Here is a 12,395-nt window from a genome sequence, read left to right as displayed (position 1 = left end):
GGGTTATTCAGGCTTGACCGGCAGAAGGCCGCGTTGGCCGAAGACCTTCTTTGCGACGAAGGTGGCGTTGACGGCCTTGGGCATGCCGCAGTAGACGGCGGAGTGCAGCAACGCCTCGATGACCTCATCGGGTGCCAGGCCGACATTGAGGGCGGCGTTGATGTGGACTTCCAGCTGGGCTTCGCAGCCGCCGAGGGCGGTGAGCATGCCGAGGGTGACCAGTTGCCGGTCGCGCGGCGCCAAACCGGGGCGGTCATAGATTTCGCCGAAGGCCCATGCGACGACCTGGTGCCCGAGTTCCGGGTTGATGTCGGCGAGGGCGTCGATGACGCGCTGACCGGCCTCGCCGTCAACGCGGCTGAGGACCTCCATGCCGTGATCGAAGCGCTCCTGGCGAGTCTCGGCGGCGGGAGTGGTGCTCATGCAAGGACGTCCGTTTCCGACTGCTGGTCGAGCAGCTCTTCGTAGCGGTTGATCTTGTTGTCCAGAGCCGTGGCGTTGCGCCGCAGGCTGTGGATGCGCTCGGTGAGGTCGCGGCGGTGCTCACGGAGCATGGCCAGCCGGTCGGCGACGGTGGCGTCGCCGACGGCCCGTAGCTGCGCGTAGTGCTGCATGTTGCTGATCGACATCCCGGTCTCGCGCAGCCGGAGCAAGAACTCCAGCCAGGCCAGATTGGCTGCGGCGTAACGCCGCTGGTTTCCGGTGGTCCGGCCGACCCGTTCGATCAGCCCGGCGCGCTCGTAGTAGCGCAGGGCGTCTGGAGAGAGTCCGGTCCGCTCCGCGACCTGCGTGATCGTGAGGGTTGGCTCCCGCTGTGGGTGGGCGTTTCCATCGGCCATGGAAGGAACCTAAAACTTGGAGTGCGCTCCAGATCAAGCCATGACCGGGTGGCGCCCGTCACTCAAACTTCAGCGCGACGGTTCGCGCGCTCGCTGAGCGAACCCATGCGGAAATCCCTCGGTATTCAGCGTTGCTATCTACCGGTACCTAGTGTTACGGTCTACCGGTAGTCAGCGTCGCTTGGTAGCAAGGGGAAGAGGACATGGGCAACCAGATGACAGAGATGCTCAAGGGCACTCTCGAGGGCATCGTCCTGGCGATCCTGGCCCGCAGATCCGCGTACGGCTACGAGATCACCGCGTGGCTGCGCGACCGCGGATTCTCGGACATCGCGGAAGGCACCATCTACGCGCTGCTCGTCCGCATCGAGCAGCGCGGGTTCGTGGACGTGGAGAAGGTTCCCTCCGAAAAAGGGCCCCCGCGGAAGGTCTATTCCCTCAACGCGAGGGGGCGAGAGCAACTCGCCGAGTTCTGGAGGACGTGGGGCGTCCTCGCTGAACGCATCGAGCAACTCCACGACAACGACAACCAATTTGACCAAGGAGCATGAGCATGGCCGCGAAGTGGATCGAGACGATCGTCGGGTCGCTTGAGCAGAAGAAGCAGTACAAGCGCCACATGGCCCGCATGGAGGCCCTGCCGGAGCCCCATCGCAGCGCGGCCAAGGCTCTCCAGCGGTACTTCATGTACCAGGGAGGGGTCGTCGACGGGGACACGCTCATCACGATGCTCGGCGACTTCGTCGACCTCTGGGAGCGGGCGGTCGCCGACGGGACGCCGGTCCGCGCGATCGTCGGGGACGACCCCGTCGAGTTCGCCGAGACGTTCGTGCAGGCGTACTCCGGCAAGCAGTGGATAGACAAGGAACGCGCTCGCCTGCGGAAAGCGATCGACGCTGCCACCGGCGACAACGGCGAGGAGAAGAGCGCATGACCACCAAGACGCGCGAACCCGCGATCAGGGTGCAGGCGATTACGAAGTCCTACAAGGACCTGCAGGTGCTACGGGGCGTCGACTTCGAGGTGGCAGCCGGGAGCATCTTCGCCCTGCTCGGCTCGAACGGTGCCGGAAAGACCACGCTGGTGCGGATCCTGTCGACGTTGCTGAAGGCGAACACCGGCACCGCGACCGTGCACGGCTTCGACGTCTCCTCGGCCCCGGGGGACGTACGCAAGTCGATCAGCCTGACCGGGCAGTTCGCCGCAGTCGACGAAGTGCTCACCGGCCGGGAGAATCTGGTCCTGGTCGCGAAGCTCCGCCACCTGAAGAACCCGGGTGCGGTCGCCGACGACATGCTCGCCCGCTTCTCGCTCACCGACGCCGGAAATCGGCGGGCGGGGACGTACTCGGGCGGCATGCGCCGGCGGCTGGACATCGCGATGAGCCTTGTCGGCAATCCGCCGGTCGTGTTCCTCGACGAGCCGACCACCGGCCTCGACCCGCAGGCGCGCATCGAGGTCTGGCAGACGGTGCGGCAGCTCGCCAAGGACGGCACGACCATCCTGCTGACCACCCAGTACCTCGACGAGGCCGAGCAGCTCGCCGACCGGATCGCGATCCTGCACAAGGGCACGATCATCCAGAACGGCACGCTCGCCGAGCTGAAGCAGCTCCTCCCGTCCGCCAAGGTCGAGTACGTCGAGAAGCAGCCGACCCTCGAGGACGTCTTCCTCGCCCTCGTCGGCGACACCAGTGACACCGCTGGCAAGGCGGCCATGTCCGCAGGAAAGGAATCCCGATGACCGCCCACGTCCTCAGCGACACCGGAACCCTCACCGGCCGATCCCTGCGCCACATCCTCCGCAGCCCGGACACCATCATCACCACGGCGGTCACCCCGGTCGCGCTGATGCTGCTCTTCGTGTACGTGCTGGGCGGAGCCATCAACACCGGATCCGACGAGTCGTACATCAACTACATGCTCCCGGGCATCCTGCTCATCACGATCGCGTCCGGCATCGCCTACACGGCGTACCGCCTGTTCCTCGACATGCAGGGCGGCATCTTCGAGCGCTTCCAGTCGATGCCGATCCCACGACCGTCGGTGCTCTGGGCCCATGTGCTGACCTCACTCGTCGCCAACCTGGCCTCGATCGTGATCGTCACAGGCGTCGCGCTGATCATGGGTTTCCGCACCGGCGCATCCGTGGCCGACTGGCTCGCCGTCGCCGGCATCCTGATCCTGTTCACCCTCGCCCTCACCTGGATCGCCGTGATTGCGGGCCTGTCCGCCAAGACCGTCGACGGAGCGAGTGCCTTCAGCTACCCGCTGATCTTCCTGCCCTTCATCAGCTCGGCGTTCGTCCCCACCGACTCGATGCCCGGCCCGGTCGCCTGGTTCGCCGAGAACCAGCCGGTGACGTCCATCGTGGATGCTCTCCGCGCGCTGTTCGCACAGCAACCCATCGGCAACGACATCTGGATCGCCCTCGCCTGGTGCGTCGGCCTGCTCGTGGCTGCCTACACCGCCGCGACAGCGATCTACCGCAAGAAGATCAGCTAGCCGAACGCGAGAGGACAGCGCCGCATCCCTTCGGATGCGGCGCTGCTCCGTCCGACAACAACGTGGCTCGCGGAACCCCGCCACCCGGACTCGCGTCCGCCGATCAGGTAGCGGTATGAATCCACGTGCAGGTGGATGCCCGCACTCGCGCCCACCGCGATGTGACGCCCCGCTACCCGCGCCGCAGGCGTCAGGCGGAAAGTTCCGCCCGGATCAGCGCGGCCAGCTCGGCGGGCTGAGAAAGGAACGGCGAGTGCGAGGAGTCCAGCCGCAATACCCGCTCGGCCCGCTTGGCCATGAGTTCCTGCGCGAAGGGCGGCAGAGCGTTGTCGGCCTCGCAAATGATGTAGGTGCTGGGAATGGTGCGCCACGCCGCCTCGGTCACCGACTGCTGCGTCGAGGCCCACGATTGGAGTCCGAGTCGCGCAACGGCCTGTTCCGCGATTTCCGGATCGACGTCGCCGTAGAAGACCTCTCGGGGCTGCACTGGCGCGATGTGACCCTTGCCCTTCAGATCCGCCCGCTCGTGTACCTCCCACCACGGCGGAGCAACGCCACCGGCGGTGGAGAAGACCGAATCGCCGACGTCCGGCAGGAAAGCAGCGAGATAAACGATCCGGCGTACGTTGTCCGCGGCAGCGAGCGCCTCGGTGACCGGGGAACCGCCGTAGGAGTGGGCGACGACCACGACCGGGCCGTCGATGGCGGCGACGGCGGCCTTGACCACGGCCGCTCGCGGTGCCCAGCGGGGTGGAGCTGATCCGCAACCGCTTGTGAGCGGGAGTGATGCGCACGGTCAGGCCGTGCGCGCTGTAAGGCCCCGGTTCAGGGCAGCACGCGATAGGTCACGTGTAGGACCGCACTCGCCGCACGCGACGCCACCTGTTCGAGTTTCAGGGGCGGGACGCCGTCGAACAGCCGCACGCCGGTGCCGAGGGTGAACGGCACGATGTGCAGCCGCAACTCGTCGACCAGGCCGGCGGCGAGGTACTGGTTGATGGTGGTGGCGCCGCCGTGGATCGAGATGTCGCCGTCGCCGGCCGCCGCGCGCGCCTCGGCGAGTGCCGCCTCGATCCCGTCGGTGACGAAGTGGAACGTGGTGTCACCCTCCATCGGCTGCGGTTCGCGGGCGTGATGGGTGAGCACGAAGACCGGCACGTGGAACGGTGGATTGTCACCCCACCAGCCGTTCCACTGCCGATCCCAGGGGCCACGCACGGGGCCGAACATGTTGCGCCCCATGATGACCGCCGAGGCGGCGTTGATCTGGTCGACCTCGGCCTGGTTCTCCTCCGCGTGGTCGAACATCCAAGCATGGAGCCCGCGGCCCCAGCCGTCACCGCCGTCGTCGCCGAACGGGCGGTCCTCGGTCTGGTTGAGCCCGGACGAGTATCCGTCGGCGGAGATCGTCTGGTTGGCGATCACCTTGCCGCTTTGTGTGGTCACTGCGCACTCTCCATTGGCGTTTGTGCGTGCGAGACGATCAGCCTACGGCCGCGATGATCAGGGCGATTCCGACACCGACATCGACAACCGCGCAGAACTGCGCCCACGAGCGACTCACCACCAGGTTGACCAGATAGTGGTAGGCGTCCCAGAGGCCGTGTGCCAGGAAGCCGACACCGGCCACGGCGGTGGCCACCTGCGGTTGCGTCACTGCGGTCAGCAGAGTGATCGCGCCGAAGCCCACCATGCCGGCGGTCTGCACCGAGAACGTCCGGGTGGGGATGAACCGACGTCGCGCCACCGCCCACACCCAGAGGGGCACCAGCAGCAGCGTCATCCCGACGGCCGGGTCGATCGGCAGCGACAGCAGTCGTGCGAGCAGGTGCAGGCCGGTCACCACGGCGCTCAGGACGGCGAACGCCAACCACGCGGTCCACGGCCGACCGAGGGCGTACGCGATGAGGTAGATCCCCGCCATGGTGGCCACCGCCGGCCCGAACAACTCCGCCCGCTCGTGCACCAGGGCGATCACGGTGACCGCGCCCGCAACGACGAGGAGCGCCACCGCGACGGGCCAACGGTCGACCAGTCGCGGCCGGCGTGCTAACGACTGCTCAGTCATGGTCACGATGCTGCCGGCGACGCCGCGCTCGGCGTCGTTTCCGGATCGAACGTGTCCGAATCACTGGGACGTGGGGCCGAAGCCGTGGCATCAAGCGGCCGGCACCGCAGCCTGCACCGCCCGATAGCGGGAGGGCGGCACCCCGTACCGGTCGACGAACGCCTGCCGCAGCGACTCGGGGGAGCCGAACCCACACCGTCGTGCCACGGCCCGCAGCGGCAGGCCGGTCGAGGCCAACAGGTGCGCGGCCGCCTCGGTCCGCACCCGTCGGACGTAGCGCCCCGGCGTCTGCCCGAGATGCTCGACGAACAGTCGGGACAGGTGGCGCTCGCTGACCCCGGTGAGCCGGGCCAACGCCGCCGTGCTCAGGTCGCCGGCGAGGTGGCTCACGATGTGGTCGCTGATCCCGCGGACCAGGACGTCGTCGGTGGCTCGGCGGGTCAGGAACATGCTCATCTGGGCCTGCCCGCCGGGCCGTTGCAGGTACGCCACCGTGCCCATCGCCACGCCCCGGGCCAGCGCGGCCCCGTGATCCTCCTCGATGAAGGCGAGAGTCAGGTCCAGGGCGCTCGTCACCCCACCCGAGGTCGCGACGTTGCCGTCCCGGACGTAGATCGGTTCGGCGTCGACCCGCACGTCGGGAAACCGCTCGGCCAGCCGGTCGGCGTACATCCAGTGCGTGGTGGCCCGCCGGCCGTTGAGCAGGCCCGCCTCGGCCAGCACCGTCGACCCGGTGCAGACCGATGCGACCCGTTCCGCCAGCGCGGCCAGCCGCCGGACGTGACCGACGAGGTGCGGGCTCGCCGCCGCCCGCTCATGGCCCTGGCCACCGCTCACCAGCAACGTGTGCACCGGCCCGGTGACCCGCTCCAGGCCCGCCTCGGCCGCCAGTCGCAACCCGGAGTCGCAGCGGATCTCCCGCTGACCGGGGGTGGCCAGGACGATCCGGTACGGCGGCGCGGCGCCGATCCGGTTGGCGATGTCGAGACTGGACGTAACGCAGGCGATGTCGAGCAGTTCCGCCCCGTCGTACCCCACGACGAGGAACACCCGTTCGTGCATGGCGACAGCGTAGCTACCCCTGGGGGGTATTGGTAGCGCCGACAGCCCGGGCGCTGTACCGCAGCCACCTGTCAAGAGGTAGCGGTGTGGATCTCCGATCGGGTCGGGACGATGCGGTGGCGGCGTACCGGGTACAGGATCGGATGCCCGATGCTCCACGCCGCGCCCGCGCAGACGAACTCCTTGTAGCGGGCCGCCAGCTTCCCCTTGAGCAGGGCCGGCTTGGCCCGGTCGTCGGCGGTCACGTACTGGATGATGCCGTCGCGACGGCCGAGGCTGATGCACTGGTTGAAGTAGCGCAGCGGAGCCTTGGGGAACTTCGTCCGACCGGTCAGGCGCGCGGCGATGGTGTCGGCGGCCTGCCAGGCCATCGGGATGCCCGAGGCGCAGGACATCCGCAGTGGCTTGCCGCCCGGGCCCTCGGCGATCGCGGCGTCGCCCACCGCGTACACCTCGGGGTGTGAGACCGACCGCATGGTGGCGTCGACGATGATCTGCCCGGTGTCCGCGACGGCCAGGGTCGTGGCGGCGGCGATGGGATGGACGGCGAACCCGGTCGTCCACACGGTCACCTGGGCGGGGATCTCCCGACCGTCGCGGGTGACCGCACGTGCCGCCTCGACCCGGGCGATGTCGGTGTGCTCGTGGACGGTGATGCCCAGCCGGTCGCAGACGCCGCGCAGGTGTCGCTGCGCCTTGTCGTTGAGCCAGTCGCCGAGACCGTCGCGGGCGGCGAGGGCGACGTCGAGATCCGGCCGGGCCTCGGCGATCTCGGTGACCGCCTCGAGGCCGGTGAGGCCCCCGCCGACGACGAGCACGGTCCCACCGGGCGCGAGGTGGGCGAGGCGGTCGCGCAACCGCAGCGTCGACGGCCTTCCGGCGATGTCGTACGCGTGCTCGGCGACCCCGGGGACGCCGTGGTCGGCGGCAGTGCTGCCGAGGGCGTAGACGAGCGTGTCGTACGCGATCTCGTCGGTGCCGTGGTCGTCGGCGAGCGCGACCATCCTGCCGTCGGCGTCGACGGCGGTGACCCGCGCCAGCCGCACCGTGACGCCGGTGCCCGCGTAGATGTCGGTGAGCGAACGGCGCTGAAGATCGTGCCCGATGGCGAGTTGGTGCATGCGAACCCGCTCGACGAAGGTGGCGTCGGCGTTGACGACGGTGATCTCGGCGTCGTCGCGGTGCAGCCGCTTGGCGAGGCGCCCGGCGGCGGTGGCGCCGGCGTAGCCGGCGCCGAGGACGACGATGCGGTGCTTCATGGTGGCACTCCTGTCTCGGTGGCGGTCGCTTCCTGAACCGGACAGCGACGCGATTCCTGACAGGAGGCGGCTATGAGCTGGGTCACCAGATGTGCAGGGCGGGTTCCTCGTGCTCGGAGGCGGACCACTGCCGGGTGGCGCGGACGAGCTTGTCCGGGTTGACCTGGTTGTGGATGGCCGCGACACCGTCGGGCGTCACCTCCACGGATATGACGCCGATGACCCGCTCGTCGATCACGACCAGCACCGCCGGAGCGCCGTTGACGGTGGCGATGTGCAGGGCGGGGCTGCCACCGACCAGGTCCCGCTTGACGTCGGCGGGCTTGAACAGGCCACGCAGGAACTTCGCCACCGCCAGTGCGCCGACGATCGGTGTGGTCCGGGCCGGAATCTTTCCGCCGCCGTCGGCGGTGCTCGTCGCGTCGTCGGTCAACAGCTCGACCAGCCGGTGGATCTCGCCGTTGTTGGCCGCCGTGAGGAACTCCGCGACGATCTTCCGCGCGGTCGTCTGGTCCACCGCCGTGCGGGCCCGCTCGGCGGTGACGTGCTGCTTGGCACGCCGGTAGGTCTGCTGGCAGTTCGACTCGGAGATGCCGAGGATTTCAGCGATCTCACCGTGCGAGTAGCCGAACGCCTCCCGCAGCACGTACACCGCGCGTTCGTTGGGCGACAGCCGTTCCAGCAGGGTGAGCACCGCCACGGAGACGGATTCGCGCTGTTCGGCGGTGTCGAGCGGGCCGAGCATCCGGTCGCCGGCGAGGACCGGTTCGGGCAGCCACGTGCCCACGTACGTCTCCCGTCGGGCCCGCGCCGAGGTCAACTGGTTGAGGCACACGTTGGTGAGCACCTTCGTCAGCCACGCCTCGGGCGTCTCGACGTGCTCCCGGTCGGCTGCCTGCCAGCGGAGGAAGGTGTCCTGGACGGCGTCCTCGGCGTCGCTGGCGGAGCCGAGCAGGCGATAGGCGATCGCCTCCAGGCGCGCCCTGGAGTGCTCGAACAGCGCGACGTCGTCCGGACTGAGCGGCATGACTCGATAGTCAACCACGCGCGCGACCGCGCCGACCTGTCGACGGTGTGCCCGGCGCCCTCGTCCATGGAAGACTTCCGGTGTCGCCGCCAGCACCCCTGGGCTGGCCTCGGACAGCTGAGGACCCGCATGCCCGTCGACGTCGAGCCCTACCGGGTGCACGTGCCGGAATCCGAGCTGGCAGAGCTGCGTGCCCGGCTGGCACGTACGCGGTGGCCCGAGGCGGCGACCGCGCCCGGCTGGGCGCACGGCATACCCCTGCACGAGGTGCAGAGCCTGTGCGGGTACTGGGCCGAGGAGTACGACTGGCGAGCCGCCGAGGCGCGGCTCAACGCGGTCCCGCAGTATCTCGTCGACGTGCACGGACTGAAGATTCATCTGCTGCACGCCCGGTCGCCGCACCCGGACGCGATGCCACTGGTGCTCACCCACGGCTGGCCCGGCTCGGTGTTGGAACTGGTCGACCTGATCACGCCACTGACCGACCCGGTGAGCTGTGGCGGCACCGCCGAGGACGCCTTCGACGTGGTGATCCCGTCGCTCCCCGGGTACGGCTTCAGCGCCAAACCCGACCACCCGGGATGGGGCATCGAACGGACAGCCGCCGCCTGGGCGGAGATCATGGCGGCGCTCGGCTACACCCGGTACGGAGCCGCCGGCAGTGACTGGGGCACCAGCGTCTCCAGCCTCCTCGGGGCACTGGACGGCGAGCACGTGGCCGGCGTTCACCTCGTACCGCCGCTTGCCGGCCCGGACCCGGCCGCCACCGACGAGCTCACCGATTCCGAACGCCAAGCGCTGGCCGACCTGCGTCAACGCGGCACATCCAGCTCGGCGTACTCGGAGGCCCACCGCACCGCGCCGCAGACCGTCGGGTACGCCCTGCTGGATTCCCCGGCCGGCCTGTGCGCCTGGATGGGCGAGAAGTTGCTCAGCTGGACCGACCCCGCCGGCCCGTCCGGCGGACTCACCCGAGACCAGATCCTCGACCAGGTCACGCTCTACTGGCTGACCGGGACCGCGGCGTCGTCAGCACGCCTGTACGCGGAGAGCATCGACCGGGTGTCCGGGTCGATCAGCGGTGCAGACGCCGATCAGGTCCGCGTACCCGTCGGTGCCTCGATCTTTCCCGCCGAGCTGCCCCGGCCGTCCCGGCGCTGGGTGACCCGCCGCTACCCGGACCTTCGGTACTGGAAGGAGCACGACCGGGGTGGGCATTTCCCCGCGCTCGAGGTGCCGGAGCTGCTGATCGCCGACCTGCGCGCCTTCTTCCGGCTGCTGCGTTAACCGCGCGACGGCAGCGCCACCCGGCATGCGACTGATTCTCGTGCACACCGGGATCGGGTGGGTCGCCCCGGTCACCGCGTCGCGGGATCGTGTCGGGCCCTCCGGCGGGCGGCGCACAACGTGGACGGACGAAAGGAGCTGGCGACCACCACGGCCGTCAGGCAGATCACGACGGCGGCGATGAGCGGTGGGCGGGCGCCGAGGTGGACGGCCGCGGAGCCGAGGGGGATCGCCACGACGAGCGGTCCGAACATGGCGGTGTTGGCCGTCGCGGAGACCCGTCCCAGCAGCGCCGACGGCGTGTGGGTCTGCACGGCGGTCACCGCCGCGACGAGGGTCCAGGGCAGGCCGACGCCGGCGATCACCGCCCCGATGACCGTGGCCGGCCACCAGGGCAGGCAACGCGCCAGGCATCCGATCGCGAACAGCGCCGTCCCGGCGACACCGACGGTGCCGGCACCTCGGCTCGCGATGAGTCGGCCGACGATGAGGCCACCGAGAATGGAGCCGGCGCCCTGCGCGCTGCCCAGCACGCCCAGGAACGTCGTCGGCAGGCGCAGTACGGTGACGACGACCGCGTAGATCGCCGCCGTCGTGAAGCCGGACATGGCGATCGACACGGCGGCGAGCACGACCGGCAGACCGGTCCCTCGGTGTCCGAACAGGATGATCAACCCGGTCCGCGGGCCGTCGCCGCGCTCGGTGCTCTGCGCGGAGGGCGTCCGGTTCAGGCGGAGCGCCGCGTACAGGGTGGCGACCAGGATCGGCATGGTCGCGCTGAGGACGGCGACCGCGTGACCGCCGCGCCACGCGTAGAGGCCGGCCCCGGCCAGGGGAGCGACGAGCTTCATGCCCTCCTGTGCGCTGGAGCGCCACCCGTTGACGTCGCCGAGTTCGGCCGGCGCCAGCGCGGACGGCAGCAGCGCCGTCTCGCCCGCGTCGATCAGCACGTAGCTGACGCCGTAGACACCCGAGACGGCGAAGATGAGCCAGGTCTGCCCCGGCCCCCGCACCGCGAGGAGGGCCAGCAGGGCGGCGGCCAGCATGAGGCTGACGGCGATGACCAGAGGCCGCCGCGGCGCCCGGTCGAGCAGACCGCCCAGCCACGGGCCGGCGAGCACCGGGGCGTACACGCAGAGCCCGGCGAGAGCGGCGAGGCTGGTGGAGCCGGTGAGGTCGAGGATCCAGATGCCGGCGACCAGGGACATGGCGCTGCTGCCGAAGCCGGACAGCAGGGAGATCGCCACGAACAGGCCCGCGTTGCGACACATGAGCACTCCGAATTGAGTCGAGGTGACTCACATCCTCAATCTTGAGTTCAGCCGGAGCAATGCTGCTGGGCCTTGTCAACGTGTCGTTGACAGGGTGGCGGCGATCGTTGTCGCGGCGGTCCGAGCGGGTGCGGGCAGCCGCTCGTCCGCTTCGGCGAGGTCCGCAGCGAGGTGCAGGGCCAAGGCGTAGAGCGCGCCCGGAGCGGCATCCAGGGCGGCGTCCACCGTGCTCCGCACGAGTGCCGCCCGACGGAACCGGCCGTCCCACCGCTGATCGGCCCCGATCCACCGGCCCAGGTCGGCCACCGCCGTCCGCAGCGCGGCGATCTGCGGGGGCAACCGAAGGTCGAGCTGCTGCCGCCGCGACCACCGCGCCGCCACCAGCCGCTGTCGACGCTGCTCGGCAGCCTGCCGGCTGCCGAGACCGAGGGCCGTCGCGATCTGCGCCCAGGTCGCGCCGTCATGCCGCGCCCGGTCGATGATCTCCAGCTCCTGCTCGTCCAGGCGGGCGCGGGCGGCGCGGACATCCGCCAACCGGGCCAGCTCCGACGTCACCGTGTCAACATTACATTGACACCGTCCTGGGTGCGCGGACCAGGAACACGTCCACCGGGTCCTCGGTCTCCAGCGTGAAACCGTGCCGCTCGTACAACCGCCGGGCCGGGCTGCCCTGCAACACGTTCAGCCGGACCAGCGTGCCGTCGCGGTCGCACCGCTCCAGCAGTCCGCGCAACACGGCCGTGCCGATGCCACTGCCCTGCAGGTGCGGGGCCAGGTAGAAGTGCTCCAGCCAATGGGCGTCCGCGCCGGGCCGCAGCGCCACGCAGCCGGCGAACGCGCCGTCCACCTCGACAATCCAGGTGTACGCCGGCGCGAAACCGTCCCGCAGGCGCTGCCGCACCCGCTGTGCGTCGTACCGCCCGAGCCGCTCCAGATCGGCCCGCAGCACCATTGCCCGCAACTCGACCACCGCCTCGACGTCCGCCATCGACGCCGGCCGCAACTCCCAGTCCGCCATGATCGCCAAGCTATCGCGGTCCAGCGGTTCGACTTGGCAAACGGAACGCAGTTCCGTATT

Annotated in this window: 15 protein-coding genes and 1 pseudogene; 5 read left to right on the top strand and 11 right to left on the bottom strand. The window is 69.8% G+C overall.

The genetic code is table 11. The features are described from left to right. Positions 1-3 precede the first annotated feature (3 nt). Positions 4-423 carry a carboxymuconolactone decarboxylase family protein gene (locus tag ACIBF8_RS13600; RefSeq protein WP_396783018.1) on the bottom strand — a complete coding sequence of 140 codons (420 nt, stop codon included), beginning with the start codon at positions 421-423 and terminating at the stop codon, positions 4-6. After that, entirely contained in the window at positions 420-839 is a 420-nt protein-coding gene (locus tag ACIBF8_RS13595) for a MerR family transcriptional regulator (protein ID WP_396783017.1), read from the bottom strand. Before ACIBF8_RS13595 ends, ACIBF8_RS13600 begins: the two co-directional genes overlap by 4 nt. Positions 840-1,042: 203 nt before the next feature. Here ACIBF8_RS13595 and ACIBF8_RS13590 point away from each other — a divergent pair, with 203 nt between their 5' ends. From ACIBF8_RS13590 to ACIBF8_RS13575, 4 genes are read left to right on the top strand one after another with little or no spacing between them, the layout of a single operon-like run. After that, positions 1,043-1,390, top strand: coding sequence for a PadR family transcriptional regulator (locus ACIBF8_RS13590; RefSeq protein WP_396783016.1), 348 nt, complete (start codon positions 1,043-1,045; stop codon positions 1,388-1,390). Positions 1,391-1,392: 2 nt separating this feature from the next. Further along, a complete protein-coding gene (locus ACIBF8_RS13585; protein WP_396783015.1) occupies positions 1,393-1,773 on the top strand; it encodes a DUF1048 domain-containing protein in 381 nt (126 codons plus the stop codon). Next, complete coding sequence (locus ACIBF8_RS13580) at positions 1,770-2,582, top strand: ABC transporter ATP-binding protein (RefSeq protein WP_396783013.1); 813 nt, start codon at positions 1,770-1,772, stop codon at positions 2,580-2,582. The genes ACIBF8_RS13585 and ACIBF8_RS13580 overlap by 4 nt, the downstream gene beginning before the upstream one ends. Continuing rightward, the gene (locus ACIBF8_RS13575; RefSeq protein ID WP_396783011.1) at positions 2,579-3,343 is read left to right on the top strand and encodes an ABC transporter permease; all 765 of its coding nucleotides are present in this window, start codon (positions 2,579-2,581) and stop codon (positions 3,341-3,343) included. The genes ACIBF8_RS13580 and ACIBF8_RS13575 overlap by 4 nt, the downstream gene beginning before the upstream one ends. 190 nt (positions 3,344-3,533) lie before the next feature. Here the strand turns inward: ACIBF8_RS13575 and ACIBF8_RS13570 are convergent. The 6 genes and pseudogenes from ACIBF8_RS13570 to ACIBF8_RS13545 all read right to left on the bottom strand — a co-directional run. Further along, a pseudogene (locus ACIBF8_RS13570) lies at positions 3,534-4,100 on the bottom strand (alpha/beta hydrolase); the annotation flags it as partial. Between the two features lie 68 nt (positions 4,101-4,168). Beyond that, positions 4,169-4,789, bottom strand: a complete 621-nt coding sequence (locus tag ACIBF8_RS13565) for a dihydrofolate reductase family protein (protein ID WP_396783009.1) — start codon at positions 4,787-4,789, stop codon at positions 4,169-4,171. 37 nt (positions 4,790-4,826) lie between these two features. Beyond that, positions 4,827-5,411 (bottom strand): hypothetical protein, encoded by a 585-nt coding sequence (locus ACIBF8_RS13560; RefSeq protein WP_396783008.1) that lies wholly within the window; start codon positions 5,409-5,411, stop codon positions 4,827-4,829. A 90-nt stretch (positions 5,412-5,501) separates the two neighbouring features. Next, entirely contained in the window at positions 5,502-6,473 is a 972-nt protein-coding gene (locus ACIBF8_RS13555; RefSeq protein ID WP_396783007.1) for a GlxA family transcriptional regulator, read from the bottom strand. A gap of 71 nt (positions 6,474-6,544) precedes the next feature. After that, complete coding sequence (locus tag ACIBF8_RS13550) at positions 6,545-7,732, bottom strand: NAD(P)/FAD-dependent oxidoreductase (protein WP_396783005.1); 1,188 nt, start codon at positions 7,730-7,732, stop codon at positions 6,545-6,547. Between the two features lie 82 nt (positions 7,733-7,814). Next, positions 7,815-8,759 (bottom strand): RNA polymerase sigma-70 factor, encoded by a 945-nt coding sequence (locus ACIBF8_RS13545; RefSeq protein ID WP_396783004.1) that lies wholly within the window; start codon positions 8,757-8,759, stop codon positions 7,815-7,817. 129 nt (positions 8,760-8,888) lie between these two features. On the opposite strand from ACIBF8_RS13545, the gene ACIBF8_RS13540 reads away from it, so the two are divergent. After that, a complete protein-coding gene (locus ACIBF8_RS13540; protein WP_396783002.1) occupies positions 8,889-10,046 on the top strand; it encodes an epoxide hydrolase family protein in 1,158 nt (385 codons plus the stop codon). 71 nt (positions 10,047-10,117) lie between these two features. On the opposite strand, the gene ACIBF8_RS13535 is transcribed toward ACIBF8_RS13540, so the two are convergent. The 3 genes from ACIBF8_RS13535 to ACIBF8_RS13525 form a co-directional block, all read right to left on the bottom strand. Continuing rightward, on the bottom strand, positions 10,118-11,317 hold the full coding sequence (locus tag ACIBF8_RS13535) for an MFS transporter (protein ID WP_396783000.1): 1,200 nt from the start codon (positions 11,315-11,317) through the stop codon (positions 10,118-10,120). Positions 11,318-11,392: 75 nt separating this feature from the next. Continuing rightward, entirely contained in the window at positions 11,393-11,872 is a 480-nt protein-coding gene (locus ACIBF8_RS13530) for a hypothetical protein (protein WP_396782998.1), read from the bottom strand. A gap of 10 nt (positions 11,873-11,882) precedes the next feature. Beyond that, positions 11,883-12,335 (bottom strand): GNAT family N-acetyltransferase, encoded by a 453-nt coding sequence (locus ACIBF8_RS13525; RefSeq protein ID WP_396782996.1) that lies wholly within the window; start codon positions 12,333-12,335, stop codon positions 11,883-11,885. Positions 12,336-12,395 lie beyond the last annotated feature (60 nt).

The organism is Micromonospora sp. NPDC050276, from assembly GCF_044459545.1.
Taxonomy (GTDB): Bacteria; Actinomycetota; Actinomycetes; order Mycobacteriales; family Micromonosporaceae; genus Micromonospora.
The sequence above is the reverse complement of the archived record's forward strand: the minus strand, read 5'-3'. Positions and strand labels throughout refer to the sequence as shown.